This window comes from Microvirga arsenatis, from assembly GCF_009910705.1.
Lineage (GTDB): Bacteria > Pseudomonadota > Alphaproteobacteria > Rhizobiales > Beijerinckiaceae > Microvirga > Microvirga arsenatis.
Genome location: NZ_JAAAXJ010000003.1, coordinates 232708 through 250736 on the forward strand (window position 1 = coordinate 232708; position 18029 = coordinate 250736).

Consider the following 18029-nt stretch of genomic DNA (forward strand, 5'->3'; position numbering starts at 1 on the left):
AGCGTTCGGCTCATCGTTCGCTGAGCCGCATGTGATCAGGGCATCTCCTGGAGGAGATCGTAGAAATTGCGGATGACACGGCACGAGCCGAGTCGGCGCACGATTTCCTCCATATCGGCGATGTCGTGGTCGCGATGGTCATGGCCATGGGCGTGGCCCGGCATCGTCATGCCATGAGCTATGAAGGCCTCGCGCTGGATGGCGAGGGTCAGTGCCTGCGGCTGGCCATGCGACCATCCGTCTTCCAGCTTGCCTGTCCAGGTTCCGACCCAAGAAATCTCAACCACGTTGTTGGCGGCGGCCCAGCGGTCGATGCAAGCGTCAACCCACCCGTGCAGGTACCAGAACACGGCATTCACGTGGCTTGAGTAGGTATCGCCCAGATAGTCATAATCGGGTTGGTCCCAACGGGTGTCGATCGAGGACGTGTCCTCAAGGTTCGGCGACGGCATGTATCCCACGGGCTCCTGCGCCCAGCGCATGTGGAGGTTGTTATGGATCGTCGTCTCCAGGAGATTGCCATAGGCGCCGAGCGACAGGCGCGTGAGGTTCGCTGGATGAGTGTAAAAGGCCTCCCACACCGCCAGCGGATTGTGGGAGTAGGCGTCCGACTTCACCCTCTGCAGGCGTTCTGTCGCCGCGGCGTTCTGCTCTTCGGTCCCAGCGGGATCGGCATAGGCCCAAGCTGGCGGGACCTCGAAGTCCGGCTCCTCCCCAGGCTTAGGGATCTCCTGCCATCGGTCAAGCGGCGGCTCGCCCAACTGAGCCAGCAGATTGTTGACCTCCCTGATCATCTGCCGGTGCATGTAGAGGAAGTCCTCCCCGGAGTAATTGTCGAGGATGAGCTTGTCCGCTGCGTCGAACGGCACCCGGTCGTTCGGCGGCGCCCAACCCTTGTCGCGGATGAACTGCTTGACTTCGGGGGTCAAGTCGGGGTCATTCCACGCGCCCCGGATAGCGTGCCAGAGGAAGTGGCGCAGGCGGTGTCGACGCGACGCGAGCATGGTGACGACCACTGCTGGAAGCTGCCTGAGCGCCATGATCTCCTCCTGCGTCGCTCTTGCAGACTGCCATAGCTGTCGATGGAGTCACGAACTATTAGGGCATACGCCTATTGGTCGACCGGCTATGTCTTTCCCCCGTAGCCGGCGTGCCGACGCTCTGAGGAGTGCAGTGATCCTCTGATCCCACGCTGCCTTATCCAGGGATGGGGCGGCGTCGCGCCGTCTTGAACCTCACAGGTTCTGATCTCTTGCGGGACCAGCTCCCACCATAGCCCCACCGCCAGCTGCTGCCCCCGCAGAATGAGTACACCGGAAGATATCCCATTCTGGAGGGCTCCGTTGCAGTAACTTGGACGGGACACAGTGAACCCTATCGAAAGGGGCGCTTAGGCAGAACGACCAAAGAGCTGGTTGACGAGGCGGATTTCGCCTGTGACTCCCGGTCTGAGCAGGATGCAATGACCGCGGCGGATCATGCGCATGACCTCGAAGCCTTTGATGGTAGCGGAAGCCGCTGCCATCCTCTGGAAGCCGCGCGTCGACCGGATCACGCGCTTGAGCGCGCCGTGGTCCGCCTCGATGATGTTGTTGAGGTATTTTGAGGTGCAGTGCTCGACATCCTTTGACAGCAGACCTTCCTTCTGCAGACGCCGGATTGTCTTGGGGTACGACGCCAGTTTGTCTGTCGTGATGGAGGAACGTGGACAATTGTTCCTCGTCTTGAGGGCTTTGCGCAGAAAGCGATAGGCTGCTCGAGTGTTTCGTCGGTCTGCCAGCATGAAGTCAATCAGCAGACCGTGTTTGTCGACAGCCCGGAACAGGTACTTCCATTTCCCACCGACCCGCACGTATGTCTCGTCGACACGCCATGAGCCGGACCGACTTCTCTGGTACGGACGCACCCGCTTCTCGATCCCGGGGGCGTAGCGCTGGATCCTGCGGAAGAGAGTGGACGGATCGACCCCGACACCACGCTCCTGCATCATCTCGGCCAGATCGCGTTAGCTGATCCCGTACTTGCAGGACCAGCGCACGCATAGAAGGATGATCTCGACCGGGAAGCGACGGCGCTTGAAGATCGACACAGGAGCGGCTCCCTTATGGGATCGCTCCTCGTTATACAGCCAAGGTTAACGCAACAGTCCCCGAATACGTTCGATGGTTGGATCGGCACCCACATCTTCTCGACGTGATGGACCGAACCTATTGGAGTCTTACTCTATACTCGTGTGTGGTTTTCATCCTCCTCACACTGTTCAGCCGCCAGGAGAGAACGAAGGAGTTCTTGGTTCTGTTTTTCGTGAGCGCAATCGTCGTATCGGTCATTGGCCTCTTCTTTCCGGCCGACGGGACTATGGTGTTCTATGCGCTTGAGCCCAACACTCTGGTCAATGTCTCGCCTCGCGAAGGAACGTTTTGGATCGACGCTTTACATGCCGTGCGCGCCAACCCGGACCATACATTTCGTTTGAACGACCTACCTGGTCTCGCGGCATTTCCCTCGTTCCATGCGGCCATGGGCGTGATCACGGTTTATTGTGCCCGTGAGACACCGCATCGATGGAACGGACAGTCTGAATGAGTCGGCACGCTGGATTGAAGCGGTGTCGCTTTTAGCTCTATGTGCATTGAAATTATGATCTGCCTCTAATGAGCAGTTTGCTCTGAATTATTATTGTTTAAGCTGTTCTTTCAAAGCAGCCGGGATCCTTTCCATGCTAAGCTATTCGAAGAATGGTGTTCGGATTGAAGGATACCCTAGGAACGAAGAAGCCTTCAAATTAATGGTCGTCGAGAAAAGGCGCGTCCATGTTCTTCAGGTCTTCGAAGACCGTAGGCACGTAAGGCGTATATGGAATGCTCGCCAATTCAGCGCGACGGCCAATCTCCGCTGGAATCTGGAAACAGGCTATGCCTCGCGTAAGCGCTACGTGGGCTTGATTGAGGCCCACTTTGCCATCGACGAGTCTGATTTGCCAAGCACTTTTGAAACTAAAGGAGGATCGGACGCTTCTGCCGAAGAAGAAAGAATGCCCGCGCAGCAATGTAGTTCCTCCGTCAATATACAACGCCGAGCAGGCGCGAGCAGCTCAAGAATTCAATTTCGTGAACTTGTGCGAGAGGATAAGGAATCTGAGACGAGCCTTATGGAGGCGAGAGCTCTCGCCCAGCAGCTCCTAGTTGAGATGGACAAAGACGAAATATACCATCAAATCCGTCAGAAGGACGTGCGCGGTGCCGACAGCAAAGAAATACAAAATTGCCTCCTATCATTCCTTAAGGCAAATGGATTTCAGGAAGAACACGTAGGTCTTTTTGGGACAACAAATAGTCCAAATGTCAGACCTGATTATTGCCGCCCAAGTTCTTCAGGCAGAAACGGCATCATTGTAGAAGTCGAGCGCGGAAAAACTACCCACAACAACATGGACATGTTTGATATTTGGAAGTGTCATATCTGCGATAAGGCCAATTATCTCTTTCTTGTGGTGCCGCAAGTACGCGCAGCGAACGGAAGGAAAGAGTTTGAGTTCGTATGTAAGCGAATGTCCGCCCTCTTTCGCCCTCAGAACTACACCAATGTCTACGGTCTATGGCTGTTTGGGTATTAAATGGCAGCCAAAGGTGGGAGCGGCGGCTAGCATCCGCTTGGTACACGCCCAGCTGTGGCGCTGAAGCCGCATGCCCCATGATTAAGGCGCATGCAGAAGGTCCGGGTCATAAGCAGGATCAAATGAGCAGGGCGGCGGCATGAAGACTGCTCCCTTCACGCTGACAATCCACTTTTTTACTCCACTTCCGGGCGAGAGGTGGGCACGCCCCGGCAGCTTAAAGGCTCCTTTATGGAAACGTCTCCCGGGCAGCTGTTAGGGGGCTGGAGCATTCGCGCCATGAGATCTGATCATCCGTTGCCAGTTGGGTATCCGGCGCAATGCTGTGATCAGCAAAGCCCAATCTCGTTGCGGCAACAGCTCGCCACGTGTTTGCCGGCCGGATGGGCAGAAACGCTGAACCACTCGCTCTTGTCATCTCACTTGTCAAAGAGTCCGCTCAAATCCACCGCCCATTGCCGCAAATCAATCTCCTGAAAGCCCTGCCACGCGTTGGCCATTATCCAGAAGACCTACTTTCACTTACCAGCACATAAGCTACCCTGAGGGAACAGGAGGCCTGATCGCAGGTGCCTGAGTTGCTCAGGCCGACATCAATGCAGAGAATGAGGAACTGCACAAATCGAAAGAATGTTGCACTACTTACATGAAACTTTGACTGTCGCTGCATATTTGCCGCGAAGTCTGCTGCGAGGGCCATCTTGAGGTCTGAGGTTCCACGGATCGTGCGAGAGTGGGAGAAAGTGCTTTGCCGCCACTTTCTCATGATCGGCTCTAACGGCGACGCCACGCCCATACGCTCTCTAGAGGTCACGCTAGCGACTCTGGCGGAAGCCTGCGGCCGCGGTGGCGACTCGCATACTGAAGTCGAAGCAGGCTTCCGATCGGCCTTCCAGTATGAGAGCGTCGTGGTCCCCGCGCTCGAACGCGGTGAGTTCCTCCGTCTCGACCGCGAAGGCCTTCCGGGTTGCTTCACCTTTCTCGCATTAACGCTCTACATCGATAGCCTTCTTGACGACGTCTACGCCGGAATCGGCCAATACCGAGAGAAGCTCGACACCTGGCTTGGCTTCGGCCGGAGCTTCTCTCATCTCGAGGGGGTCGCCGCCATGTGGGAGCACTTGGTAGGGTGGCTCGACCGGCGAGTGGATGCGGGAGAACCCTTCCGGTGCATCGTTCTCCCCCCGCACGGAACCTGGACCCATATCGGATACACTCGCCGGCTGTCCTTTCCTGCGCGTCGCGATGTCCGGCTCGTAGAGCGCTTTCTCACCGACCATCCTAGGTCTACGCAGCGTCCTGGCGATTTTATCGCCAATTTTGAGGCGACTGCGCTAGGGCCGCAAGCCTCTTGGGGGCTGAAGCAAGCCTATGAGGAGTTTAGAAGCGCGTATCTCACCGATTCTCGAGCGCTCGCCGGACATAGGTTTTGGCGCTTCGTCACCGGCCTGAACGGTGGCGAGCGTTTGGCTGGACCAAAACCTGCCGCCGTCGAGATGAGCTTCGACGAGGACGGCGGACGCATCTTTGTGGTGACCGTTGGGAGTGTCCGGGACAAGCCGAGAACCATCGCGCCTACTCTTGGGGCCGCGATGGACGCGGTCGAGGCTGCAGGCGAAACGTCTCTGTCACCAGCCCTTGCGCGTGGCTGGCTGCTGTTTCGGCGGGTCGGCCATGGCCGCTGGCAATCAGCTTTGAACGTCGATGAGTGCGTTGGACGGATCCTCCTCGGCTGCAGGTCCGAGATTGCGCCCCGGGTCGAAGCGCTCATCGGCCATCTCCCGTCAAGCGGGTCATGGGCTCTTCTCAAAGAGCCGTCTCCAGTTAGTGTGATTGAGAGCGCCGTCGCCCGCTTAGGCGGGGCTCGTCGCCAAGAGGACTGGCTCGTGCCCGTGTCGGTCTGCGATGGCATCCAGAGCGCCGACCTGTGGCTTGGACGCCCGGCCTTCTTGCCACGCATTGTCGCCGACACATCGGAACTATGTATTGTCCCCGCGCCGGGAAATCTCAGCGGCCCGCTGACGATCTCGGATGATGGGTCCTTGCGACTGCAGGCAAGTTCGCCAGTGGACGGCGCATACGTCGTCTCTCCGAAGGTAGCGGGTGGTCGCCCGCCGCCATGGTCGCGTCGGATTTCGTTCGTCCGGGACGCAGTGCCCCATACTGCCTATGGCGGCTCCAAAGACGATCTTCTTCCTCTTCGCGATTGGACGGCTCTTGAGGAACAGGGGCTTACAAGCCATGTGAGCGGTGGCTTTGAATGGGACGAAGGCGGCTGTGCGATTGGCGATCTCCTTGAGGCTGTTTACGCAGGCGGACGCACGGGTTGGGACGAGATGGATCTCATTGAGGTCATTCGTCTCGGCGTTGGCGGAGCCGTCGATCCTTGGACTACGCTGCGGTCTCTTCACGACGCGGGATATCTTTGTCCTCGCCTGCGACAACATTGGAAAGGGCGCGTTTGGACGCTGACTCCTCCTTCTCTTCTGATCGTAAAAGGAAGGGAAACAGACATTGTTCTAGCTGAAGGCGCTCTGTGCGATCGACTAACGGACGCCTTTAGGCGCTCAGCCGAGGGAGGCGGGGGCGCGCCGTTCCGTAGAGCGGCTGTGTCTGTTTGGAGTCCGCCGACGATTGGCTGTGCGGGCGCCGACCCTCAATACCTAGCGGAAAAGCTTGGATGGCCCATCGCTCACACGAAGGATCTAGCCCCACCTATTCCTTTCGCTGTCGAAACGACGCCAAAGCGGAACGATCGCTACCTGGTGGCCTCACGATGGGATTGGGAAATGCGTCGCTTCACGGTGGGCTGCCATGTCGCCGAAGGGAGAGTGGCGCTGACACGGTGGCAGCATCCGGGCGGACGAGATCACGACGTCTATGTCGTTGAAAGTCCTGGACACGAGAGCTTCCATCTCTCTCGGACGGCATCAATCGTACTGGCTCATGGCCTCGCTCGAGAGGCCTTTGTCAGAATCGAAGACGATTGGCTCGTGCGTGTGGCGCGGGAAGGCGGACTGCCAGATGTGGCGGCGATGCGCCTACGAGTCAGTAATCTACGAAACGCTGGTCCGGTCGACGATACTTATGTTTACCCCTTCTGCGATGTAGATGCGCAGTGGCTGCAAGCTATTATGGCAGGATGCATCGGCGGAGTTCGGGAAGCTTCGGCAGCGACCGCCGCAGAAATCTTGGCTTTATCTCGTCGCTCGGGTGCGCGAATTCGTCCCCTATGGATTGGCGGCAAAATGAGAATAAATATCAGATAAATAGATAAAAGGGCAGAGGCATGGCGGCTGAAGGTCGATGGTTTGTTGGACGTGGGGTGCGGAGCCGCGACACCACGGCCTATATCGAAGTTCTTGCCGAGAGGAGCGCCGAAGGGTCCTACAGTTTACTGGCAAACCCGCGTAAAGTCTTTCCAAAGACCGGCGAAGTCGAACTCAGAGGCATCGCAGCCGCAGCGACGAAGCCTGGCGACTGGTTCCTGTTCCAAGTCGGCCCAAACGATCGCAGGGGCGGGACCGCGGCGAAAGCCATCCATCCTCAAGGTCTAACCCGATACTGCGACTTGTCTCATATCGGCTCCCTTGAGGCGATCAGACCTCTGCTCGTCGAGCTGGGCCTAGCCCGTTCGGAGGGAACTTGGACTATCCGTCTCGACGCCAAGACCGTCGCTAATATGACGCTTGCGCGAGGCGTGGACGGCTTGGTCCGCGCTCAAGGCAAGGATCTAGCGCAGGTCCCCCTGTTTGAGTTCAACGAGGAAGCAATCCTCACCATCCCGACTGAGGGAGGCGACACCAAGCTCTATAACATAAGCGCGAACGCCACCAACATTGGGAGGATTGATTGGTCCTCGGATGCAAACTACGTGAGACGGATCGTTCAGGCTCTACCGGAAGCCGCCGAAGGCTCAATGCTGGCCTCGTTGTCTCATTGGCTTAAGCGCTATAGCGACGACATGCATGCACGCCTATCGGTTCTTGGAACATCGGACGTTGGAGCGGCCTACAACGTCCTTAGAGCGAAAAGCCTCGCTTCCCGTCTGGCAGAGGAGCGCCGTGTTCTTCAAGACTATTTTGACGCAGTCCGGACAGATCCTGACGTCAAGAGCCTGATCAAGCGCGCTATCGACGAATTCGTCGCGAGAGAGCGGGAAGTCCTTCTTGTTCGAGCCCAGACCGAACTTGAACAGGAGATATCCCGCGAGCGCGCACAGCGTCAGGCGGAGCTGACGCGAGCAATGGAGAACCTCAAGGCCGAGATGGAGGCGATCCTCGCAGAGCACATCTCTTTGCGGGAGAGGGAGATCGATGCGGCCTTACGTGAGCGGGAACACCGTGGAATAAGAGCGATCGATGAAGCGCTCGCGCGCCGAAAGGCTGAACTTGAATCCGAAATCAAAGAGCTGGAAGATCGCGGGACATCGCTCGCCGCTGAGCTCGCTGACGCCGATGCTCGCAGCCAGGCCCTGAAGACGAGCATCGACAAGATGGTCTTCGAAGAACAGCAGGCGTTGGAGAGGATTGATCGTCTTGAAAAGGCTGAAACCGCTCTAGAGGCGACGCCGAGGGGCGGACACGCCTCTCCGATATGTCCGGTCTCACCTTCGGTCCCTAGCTTAGCGCGGCGAGGGACATCCGTTAACGCGCAGGCTCTCGCAGCTGCTGTTGAGAGCTGCCCCCTCCTATCGGAGACCGGTAAGGCCGTCATGATACGCTTCCTCGCCGCAATGCTGGCTGGGGAGGCGCCGATCTTGCATGGGCCTCAGGTCGACGATTTCCTCGAGATTGCAGCGGCGCTCGTCTCTTCAGGGCGATCGGCCCGGATCGAGGCGGATCCCACGATAATATCCTTCGATGACCTATGGATTCGCCCCGGCGCCATGACGGGCACGCCGCTGCGCAGCGCAGCCGCTGCGGCAGTTTCCGCTAACCCAATGACGACGCTCGGAATTATCGGTCGTGCGGATCAGTCTGGTCTTCGCTTCTGGTACCCAGACTTAGTCTCGCGCGCTCGCCGTGGCGAGATTCCGCGCCGCCTCCTGCTTTGCGTCGCCTTGGAGGACCCGAATTCAGAGGAGGCGATGGCGGCGCCAGTCCGCGCTTGTTCTTTCGAGATCTCGTCCGTGATCGCCGACGGCGCGGCGCTGACAGCGCCTGTGCTCCTGGGCGGGGGAGTCCGGGGCATTTGCAATGAGTTCGATCCCGGCGAGCCTCCTGAGGACCTCTCCGGGGCTGTCGGCTTCCTGGGCGTCGCCGCCGCAGGCCTTGGCGTGGCGGACGCCAAGCGCCTCGCGCGGATCTGCATTGAGGCGTCCGCCTTTATCGGGGACCGTCAGTTATCGAATCTCGCCGCCGACATCGCCGCTATGATGCGCAATCCGAGGCCTCCCGGCAGCGAGGCCTCTTCCGGCCTTAAAATCGTGAAATAAATTACAAGGGGATTAGAATGCTCGATCCGGTGGGGGGCTTTGGCCGAATTCAGGGCTTTTTCGTTTCTTACGTCGAGACAAACTTCCGCATCTCCGATCCGCTGACCGCTCAGGCGCGGCGCAAGTTGCTGCAAACGCCCGATGTCGTTGCGACCGTCCCCTATGTGGAGCCAGTTCTTCGCTACGAACCCGCCGACCGCACCTTGGAGCAACTAATCGAAACGGACCCAAACGATGTCCTCGGCCCAATCTCTAAGGAAGGGCGAACGGCATTCGTTGAGCTCGCTCTCTCCGGCATGTTCGACGGCGAAGATACGGAAGGGGTGAAGCTGCGCCGCAAATCAAAGTATCCGCCTTACCAGCACCAGAGCGTCATGCTCGGGCGGGGCGTTCGCCCCGGCCAACCTGCGATCGTCACGTCCGGCACCGGGTCGGGCAAGACCGAAGCATTCTCGCTTCCAATCTTCGCCGCGATTTCGAACGAGGCGGTGAAGTGGGCAACGCCCGATGCTGGGTATCTGAGCGACGCCTGGTGGAACGAGGAAAGCGCCGACTGGCGACCGCAACGGGCGGGTGAAAACAGGCCCGCCGCCATCCGGGCGCTTGTCCTCTATCCCATGAACGCCCTTGTCGAAGACCAAATGGTGCGTCTGCGTCGATCGCTCGACTCCCCGACAGCCCGCCGCACCATGGACGACCGGTTCTCCGGCAATCGGATTTTCTTTGGACAATACACCAGCGCAACGCCTGTCACCGGGTACGCGCGCCACCCGCGTCTCAGCAACGATCCCGACGAGAAGAAGCGCCGACGCCGGCGTCTTGGCCAACTCAGGGCGGCCATGCGCCGTTTCGCGGAGAACCAGGACGCCGCGCGGCGGCAGGATGAAGAGAACCTCCGTCGCGCGATCGCGGAGGGTCGCGAGCCTCCGGAGCAAACCAGGTTCATCTTTCCCGCCCTCGACGGCGGCGAGATGGTTTCACGCTGGGACATGCATGCGGCTCCGCCTGACATTCTCGTGACGAACGCCTCCATGCTCGGCGCCATGCTTTCCCGGGAAGTTGAGGAAGGTATGTTCGAGGTCACGCGTCAGTGGCTGATGGAGAATGAGGACGCCTATTTCTACCTTGTCTTCGACGAACTTCACCTCATCCGAGGATCGGCCGGCACTGAAGTTGCGTTCCTTGTGAAATCTCTCATCCAACGCCTTGGCCTCGATCAGCCAGGACACATGCATAAGCTGCGAATCCTCGCCTCCAGCGCTTCACTGCCAATGGAGGGCGAAAAGGGCGCTCAGAGCCGGAAATACCTGCGGGATCTGTTCGCCCCGTTCGGGACAAGCACGGGGCCAGGTGATCCCGGCTCGACGGACGAAGGCTTCTGGGGAGACGCTGTCGTTCCTGGCAAAGCGTCCACCCCTTCGTGGGACGGCGTCAAGCTCCCGGCTGCGCCATTCCTAGAGCTCCTGCGCGCCGCGGACCCTTCAGGGTCCGGATTCGTCGCCGGCCTCACGCGGACCGACGAACTCGACAAGGCGGTTCGGAGCGTCGCGCAAGCGTTCGGCATCGCTGGGGACGATCCAAAGGACCTTGTCCCCTCCATCGCCGCCAAAGCGGCTGAGGTATTAGTTGGAGCTTGCAGGACCGAAGATGGCGTGCGGGCGAAGTCCATTCTAGACATCGCGTTCGGAGCGTTCGCCGGCGAAGCCTCAGCCGACGCGGTGCGAGGCTTGATGTTGGCGCGGGCGCTCCCTGAGAGCCGCGCATGGCCTGCTAAAACGCCAGAGGGAACTCCGTCGTTTCGCGTCCATACCTTTATTCGCAACATCGAGGGGCTTTTTGGGGCTCCCGTTCTGACCGACGAGGGCGTCCGCTTCCTCGATCTGACGGTTGAGCGAGGAACTTCCCATGGCCCGGCTGGGGAAGGGCGGCCCCGCGGTCGGCGCTTGTTCGAGATGCTCTACTGCGAAGCGTGTGGAGACATCCTCCTCGGGGGCCAGCGGGGCAAGCCAGTTGGGACTTCCTGTGAAACAGAACTTCTGCCGTCGGCGGCCGATCTTGAGGGGCTGCCCGAGAAGGGGGCGTCCGAGTACTACGACAGCATGACTCACGACCAATTCGCTGTCTTCTGGCCGCGACGTTTGAGTCCGGAAGTCTCCGAAAAGGATTATGACCATTGGGACAAGGCGAGCCTTGATCCAGATTCTGGAGTTGTGACCATAGGAGAGGATGTCCCCGCCGGCCATATTGGTGGATACCTCTATTACCAGAAGGACGCAGCCCTTACGAACGCCAGGGGTCAAGCGGTGCGCCGACGAATGGCCCAACCGTTTTGCTGTCCCAAATGCGGGACGGACTACTCCAACCGTCCCAGCTCCAATCGATCCAGATCGCCAATCCGCGCCTTCCGCACTGGCGTGACCAAGGCGTCGCAGTTGGTTGCGACAGAGCTCTTTGAACTTCTTCACGCAATTCGAGCTGAAGCAAAGAGCATCGTCTTTTCGGATAGCCGTCAGGACGCGGCCAATCAGGCGCTCGAGATTGAACGCCTGCATCTTAGGGACCTGAGGCGCGAGGTCTTGGTTTCCGTCGCTCGGGATTACATGGCCGACCTTGAGCGCCGGTGGGTGCCTAAGGAGAAGCAAGGAGAAATTCTCACCGAACTTGCACAGGCCGGCAGAACTGATGAGCTGCTGAAAAAGGCGGCGGAGTTTGAGAAATTCGCGACAGATCCCCACGTTGACGTCGCCAATCGCAAGGTCCGGATTGATCGGCTCTTCCAATACTCGACGTCAGAGGGCGGCACAGTGTCGGAGCTCGTATCTGAATACGTTCGGCTCGGCATCCATCCGTTCGACGAGGTGGGTCGGAAGCGCTTCGACGGCAGGCATTGGTCGGCGGCGTTCGTGAAGGAAGGCGACACAATCCGCTTTGACCCTGGGCTAACGCAGCTCAAGATTAGCGAACTGAGCAATGAAATCCTAAAAACCCAGTACGAACTCGTTGACGACGTGATTTTCGCGAATACGTTCTTCGCGCTTGAGGAAACTGGGCTCGCGTACCCGTCTCTGACGCGCGGCTCAGGCCCGCAGGTCGATGAGATGGACGCCTGGCTGCGCGTGTTCGCCAGCACGACCCGCGTTGAAGGAAACAAGTACTTTGACCCCTCTCGGGTTCGGCAGTGGGCGTCAGCCCGCGACATTCCCGATACAAACCGGGTCGGGAAGTTTGCGAACGCTCTGTTCGGCACCCAGGGCCGCGACGCGGGACTCGACAGCGTCCTCTCCCATTTGAACGCCGTCGGGCATGGCAATGGCGTCATCCGCGTGGGTTCAGTGTTTCTCAAGATCGCCACGGCAGACGATCCATTCTGGCGGTGCTCGTCATGCGAGCGGGTTCACTTACACAGAGGCGTGGGACGATGCACTCGCTGCTACGAGCCTTTGCGCGAGGAGCCGACGGACGTCGTGGAGCGCCTCTGGCGTACTAACTTCCTTGGACGCCGGATCGTGCGCGGGCACGAAGAGAACGTGCCTCGCTTCCGGCTGAAGTGTGAGGAGCTGACTGGGCAGACGGACGATTTCGCTGACCGTTTGCGAAAGTTCAAGGGCATTTTTGTCGACCAGCCGCGAGAAGTTGAGAGGCTCGCGTCCGAAATAGATATGTTGTCGGTCACCACTACGATGGAGGTGGGCATCGACATTGGCTCGCTCCAAAGCGTCTATCAAGCGAACATGCCGCCTCAGCGGTTCAACTATCAGCAGAGGGTCGGCCGAGCGGGACGACGTGGTCAGGCATTTTCATTTGTGATTACGTTCTGCCGAGGCCGTAGCCATGACGCCTATTATTTTGCCCGTCCTGAGGCAATTACTGGCGATCCTCCGCCTCCTCCGTTCCTAGCGGTGGACCACGATCCTATCCCACTGAGGCTTTTGCGGAAGGTCTGGCTTCGAGCCGCTTTTAAGTTGCTTCGCGAAAATTGTCATGCCGCGGGATTGCGCTATCCAGGAGACGATCTCGTGCCTCCCGATGTGCATGGCGAATATGTCACGACCGACGACTATTATCTGGACCATGCCGCGGATTGGTCGGGGCAACTGCGTAATGCCCTTAGGCAAACCATCTCGGTTCGGGACAGGTTTGTAGCCGCCGCCACCATCGACAAGGCCCAAGCGGAACGGCTCATCGCTCTTTCTGAGGTGGACGCCCTTGTCGATGAGATAGACGCGCAGAGCGCTTATAGGCCTTCCGTTCGCAAAGGTCTCGCGGTGTTCCTCGCCGAGCGTGGTCTGTTGCCCATGTATGGAATGCCGACCCGAGTGCGCGAGCTGTATCTCGGCCTTCAGCAGAAAGCTGAGATTGGGCGCGACGAGTACTACTGGTCTTCCATGGACCGGGACCTCGATCTGGCGATCTTCGAGTTTGCTCCTGGCGCGATCCTCACGAAGGACAAGCAGAAGCACCGCGTCATCGGCTTCACGGGCGATCTATTGGAGCCAACCATCCGAGGGACGAACGTCGACCTCCTTCCAATTTCCTCATGGCTTGAGTCGGAGGCCTATGTCGCTCTTTGTCCAAACTGCGGCTCAGCCAGCCATGGAGCGCAGCAACCAGTTGACCCGATACAATGTGATGACTGCCGTTCGGGGGTTTCGACCCAACATTTTAAACGGTACGTCACCCCATCGGCCTTTCGAACCGATTTCGAGCCTGAGGGGAACGATCTCGACGAAATCGGGCATATGGCCCTGAGAACTGTCGCGACCGTCCTCCGCTCAGGCAATCCGAGCGATCATGGAAACGTTCGTGTGCGTCGCGGAGCGGGCGTCACGGTCATGCATCTCAATGACGGCGTCGAGAACGACCAAGGGCTTCCGACGCGCTTCACTGTGGAAGAGGCTGAAGACAAGGGCGTTCCAGTACCAGGCCGCAATCGCCCAGCAAGCCTTGACGACGAACAGGCAATCACAACGGACTTCTTGAACAAGAAAAGTCAGCAGAACAGGTGGACAGTTCGGCCCGGGACGAGGGCGGAATTCGGCCTCGTCTCCCAAAAAGAGACGGACGCCATATACCTCGAGATGTTGGACTTTGACCCGAGACTCTCTCTCGATCTTGTCGCTCGTACAGGGGCGTGGTCGCACATCGCCACGCGAGCTGCGGCGATCAGCGCGACCCACATTTTGGTGCAGAAGGCCGCATTGAGCCTTGACGTTGCTCCTGATGAATTTGAGGCTCTCGAGCCCCGGCTTCGGAACGGCCGGCCGATGTTGCAGATCGCAGACGCGCTGATCAATGGGTCTGGCCTATCGCGCCGCCTCGGCGAACTCCGCAGCGATGGCCGCCCAGAGATCATTCACATGATCCATGAGATTCTGACGGATCGGACGACATGGCCTCTGAATGCTTTCCTTCGAACGGACTCTGAGGGCAGCCATGCGGATAGGTGCCAGACCTCTTGCTACCGCTGCATCCAACAATATGGGAACCGCCGCTATCATGGACTTTTGGACTGGCGCTTAGGCCTCGCGTACCTTCGTGCGCTTGTCGCTCCGGGATTTGCCTGCGGCCTTGAGAAAGCTGACGAGGCCTATCCTGAGCTTCAAGGCTGGCGCACCAGAGCTCATGACTTGGCTCAGTCGACGTCGGCTATGCGCCCTCGCGTATTTCGATTGCAGACCGTTGGGGATTATCAATTGCCGTGCCTCGTCGAGGTGGACGCCCATGGCGACCTGGTCCGCCGAACGGTCATTGTGCATCCGCTCTGGCGCCTTGACGCAGAGGCAGAGTATCGCCTGCTGGGCAGCCGCAGTGAGACGCCAACCAGATTCGTGGATACTTTCAACCTTGAGCGGCGTCCTCTTCGGGCCCTCGAGATAGCGCAGGGTCAAATGGCGATGCCGCAGCGCTCGGAGTTCGTAGATGAAGTGATTTATCTAAAGCGTGGCTGAAGTTCGCCCCCCACCAGCAATTGCAACCTGTCCCCAATAGGGGGACCATTCGGCTCCTTTGACAAATGCTGTAGATCTTCACGTCTTTAGGCTATCACATCGCGTGTGACGCGAGCGCTGATCGTCCGAGTTTGCGGGCCCGACATCTCAGGCCTGGCTGGTCGTGCGGAGCTCGTCGAACGGACGCAGGTCCGTCCTACCCCAAGTACGTAAGGAGCGCCATTGCCAAGCGGCTGGCCGCTCTCTAGGGGAACGCTGGGATCGCAATGGCAACTCGAGGGCCATAAGAGCAAGGACGGATTGCGCTTCGAAATCGAGGTAGGCTGATGTCAGTCGATATGTATGAGGAGCGGTTTCGCGAGGAGTTGGAGAAGCTGCCTCGCTTTGTGCCAGATGACAGCCGAGTTAGTCTTGTCTGGAATCACAAAATTCCGGCATGGCGCGCTCTTTTCACCTCTCTTTGCCTTTATGGTCATAGCATGGGTTATCGGCTTCCATCCTTTGAGGACTTTTTTCGGTACTGCGAGAGCGCCTATACCAAACGTCACCCGAACAGCAATTATTACTCTCGTTTCTTCGAAGACCCTCTGTTGGCTGGAATGCGCCAGCGTATTTCGGCGTGGTACGAGTCGGGAATGGCGGAAGCCTATCTGTATGCTTGTTTGGTTGAGGCAGTTGAGGACAAATCCAAAGCGGGACTCGTGCTCTACGATCCTCGTGCTGATTGGAAGCTCAAGGCAGACATGATCGTGATCATCAATCATCGGCCGCTGCGGGTGAGCGCCTTTTTTAGCGAACGAAGCGAGAGACCCAATATCGAGGCGCGGCGGGATAAGGTCGAGCGGATACGAAAAATAAACACTACGGAATCGTCTCACTGGAACAATAGAGAGCTGTCAGCCATGCAGCCTTTCGAGATCGCCCGTGCGGATACTGATCTTCAAGTCGTCAATGGCGTCCGATTGTTCTCTCTGGCGGCAATAAACTCCTTGTTCGAATCACTTTATAAAGAAGCTCGTATTGATGGCTGGCTATTTCCGTAGCAGCTGTTGAGATAATCTACGAAAATCGCCAGATGTTTAAAGCAAGCCGAGGATTGAGAAGCGGGCTCGCCACGGCTTCTGAATTCTAGAATGTTGCTCCGCCTAGAGGATGCTATGGACCACGGCCTTGCTTTAATGCCGAATGAGGTCTCGCGAAGAATAGTCCACAGACAGGGTAGATGAACTTTACTTGGTCGTGTTTCAGCACTCATAATGAAGGAGCACGTCGCCAGGGCCAATGCTGGTCAACCATCATACGACAAGATGAAGTCAGACAAGGAATGACCTTAGGCAGATCGATTGCGCTCACAGGATCAATGCTCGCCATTGCTTGGGGCATATGTTTGTCACTGGATAGCGATCCTAGACTGGCATTTGTAAGATGGAGCGATTTTCATGAGGGAACCAACGAAGTGCCCGACGCTCTCGAATTGGCGTCCAAGTCCATAGTTTGGAAAACTGGATCATTATCCCTGATTTGTTCATCGCCAGACCAAATCCGCCTCGCAATGAAGGCACAGCTTCCAGGGCCCCGCGAGAGCATCCGCGAAGGAGTTGGCGACAAAGCAACGATCTTTATCGGTGACATTCGCCGGAAGTTGGAGACCTTCCTTCAGATTACCGATATGGGTCTGATCGATACTCTGATCTCCCCGCCATTATCGCGTGTCGACCTCTCCTCGCTGGCCAGCGCATTTGAGGAGGCTCAATCTGGAAAGGTGAGTGTGATGACGATGGAAACGGGTACGTTTATGGCCGCACGCACGACAGGGACTGCTATCCACGCCTTTTCGAAAAAGTGCTTTGCGAGCAATCTGGATTAAGTGGCGGCGTATCTCGCGGCCTGCGTGAGCATGAGGCTGGCCAAGGCAACCAGATGCAGGTCGGCAAGGGTCTGAGGTAAGCGCTCGTAGTCCCGCACTAGACGGCGAAAGCGCGTGGCCACGCGAAGGTCCGCTCGGCCACCCAGTGGCGCGGCAGCAACACGAAACCGCGCTTGGCCTCGGCCAGCTTGACCACCTCCAGCTCGATACCATGCTCCCGCGCTGCGGCCGCAGCTTTCTCGCCCGTATAGCCTTGGTCCACATACGCCAGATCAATGTTCTCGTCGGTGGCTACCTGCACGGCTTGGGCCAGTTTCCCAACTTCGGCCCGGTCGTCGGTCGTGGCAGGCGTCACATGGGCGGCCAGAAGGTGACCGAGCGTGTCCACCGCGATGTGCTGCTTTGAGCCCTTCTTGCACTTGGCACCATCATAGCCTGCCCGGGCCCCGCTCTCGGGCGTGGAGCGCAGGGTGCTGTTGTCGAGCGCTGCCGCCAAGGGCTCCTCGGGGCGCCCAGCGGCCAAGCGTAGCACGGCGCGAAGATCATGCGCCAACTCCTCGAAGCAACCGGCCCGCAGCCAGCGTTGGGCCTGCCGGTAGACCGCCGCCCAAGGTGGCAGATCATTTGGCATCCAGCGCCAGGGTGCTCCGGTCTTGATGATGTAGCGCAGACCGTTGAATACCTCGCGCAGAGAGTGCTCCCGCTGGCCAGCCTCTTCGGGCAAAAGGGTCAAGTAGGGCGCCACCAGTGCCCATTCCTCACCGGAGACATCGGAAGGGTAAGGTTTGCGAGCAGCGGTCATCCCGTCACAACGGCAACAATCTCACTCCAGGTCCATAACAGCCTCTAGTGGCGGAGCAGCTGACTTTTGACAAGAACCAAAAAATAAGCATCCTATCTGTTTCACGAGCGTTTCTCGGCTCTATCCTGGTCGGCTGACGATAAAGGGCTGGTCGCTCGGCCTATGCTGCGAACTAAAACCCACTTAGCAATCTAAAACAGAAGGCCCTAGGTTGCCTTTGTCAGGCTGGATCTAACCTGCGGCAGCTTGGCCTAGAATGCTGCTCCACATGCCGAGGGCATGATGGCCCAGGCCGTAGTTTAGAATGATGGAGCGCCTTGATATGTGCGCGAGCAGCCCTGGTTCGATCGCTTATGAAT

At 58.5% G+C, this 18029-nt stretch carries 8 protein-coding genes and 2 pseudogenes; 7 read left to right on the forward strand and 3 right to left on the reverse strand.

The window, feature by feature from the left end; all coding sequences use genetic code 11:
- Nucleotides 1–35: 35 nt before the first annotated feature.
- Entirely contained in the window at nucleotides 36–1040 is a 1005-nt protein-coding gene (locus GR303_RS07350) for a hypothetical protein (RefSeq protein WP_161722581.1), read from the reverse strand.
- Nucleotides 1041–1390: 350 nt separating this feature from the next.
- Nucleotides 1391–2089, reverse strand: a pseudogene (locus GR303_RS07355) (IS6 family transposase).
- A gap of 77 nt (nucleotides 2090–2166) precedes the next feature.
- On the opposite strand from GR303_RS07355, the gene GR303_RS07360 reads away from it, so the two are divergent.
- From GR303_RS07360 to GR303_RS07390, 7 genes are all read left to right on the forward strand, one after another.
- Nucleotides 2167–2586 (forward strand): phosphatase PAP2 family protein, encoded by a 420-nt coding sequence (locus GR303_RS07360; protein WP_161722580.1) that lies wholly within the window; start codon nucleotides 2167–2169, stop codon nucleotides 2584–2586.
- Nucleotides 2587–2719: 133 nt separating this feature from the next.
- Entirely contained in the window at nucleotides 2720–3616 is an 897-nt protein-coding gene (locus tag GR303_RS07365; protein WP_161722579.1) for a hypothetical protein, read from the forward strand.
- A 908-nt stretch (nucleotides 3617–4524) separates the two neighbouring features.
- Nucleotides 4525–6885 carry a hypothetical protein gene (locus tag GR303_RS07370; protein ID WP_161722578.1) on the forward strand — a complete coding sequence of 787 codons (2361 nt, stop codon included), beginning with the start codon at nucleotides 4525–4527 and terminating at the stop codon, nucleotides 6883–6885.
- Between the two features lie 20 nt (nucleotides 6886–6905).
- Entirely contained in the window at nucleotides 6906–9053 is a 2148-nt protein-coding gene (locus GR303_RS07375) for a hypothetical protein (RefSeq protein WP_161722577.1), read from the forward strand.
- A 17-nt stretch (nucleotides 9054–9070) separates the two neighbouring features.
- A complete protein-coding gene (locus GR303_RS07380) occupies nucleotides 9071–15001 on the forward strand; it encodes a DEAD/DEAH box helicase (protein WP_161722576.1) in 5931 nt (1976 codons plus the stop codon).
- Nucleotides 15002–15327: 326 nt separating this feature from the next.
- On the forward strand, nucleotides 15328–16044 hold the full coding sequence (locus tag GR303_RS07385) for a hypothetical protein (RefSeq protein WP_161722575.1): 717 nt from the start codon (nucleotides 15328–15330) through the stop codon (nucleotides 16042–16044).
- Between the two features lie 317 nt (nucleotides 16045–16361).
- A complete protein-coding gene (locus GR303_RS07390; protein WP_161722574.1) occupies nucleotides 16362–16868 on the forward strand; it encodes a hypothetical protein in 507 nt (168 codons plus the stop codon).
- Here the strand turns inward: GR303_RS07390 and GR303_RS07395 are convergent.
- Nucleotides 16865–17670: pseudogene (locus GR303_RS07395) on the reverse strand (IS5 family transposase). The gene GR303_RS07390 and the pseudogene GR303_RS07395 overlap by 4 nt on opposite strands.
- Nucleotides 17671–18029: the final 359 nt, after the last annotated feature.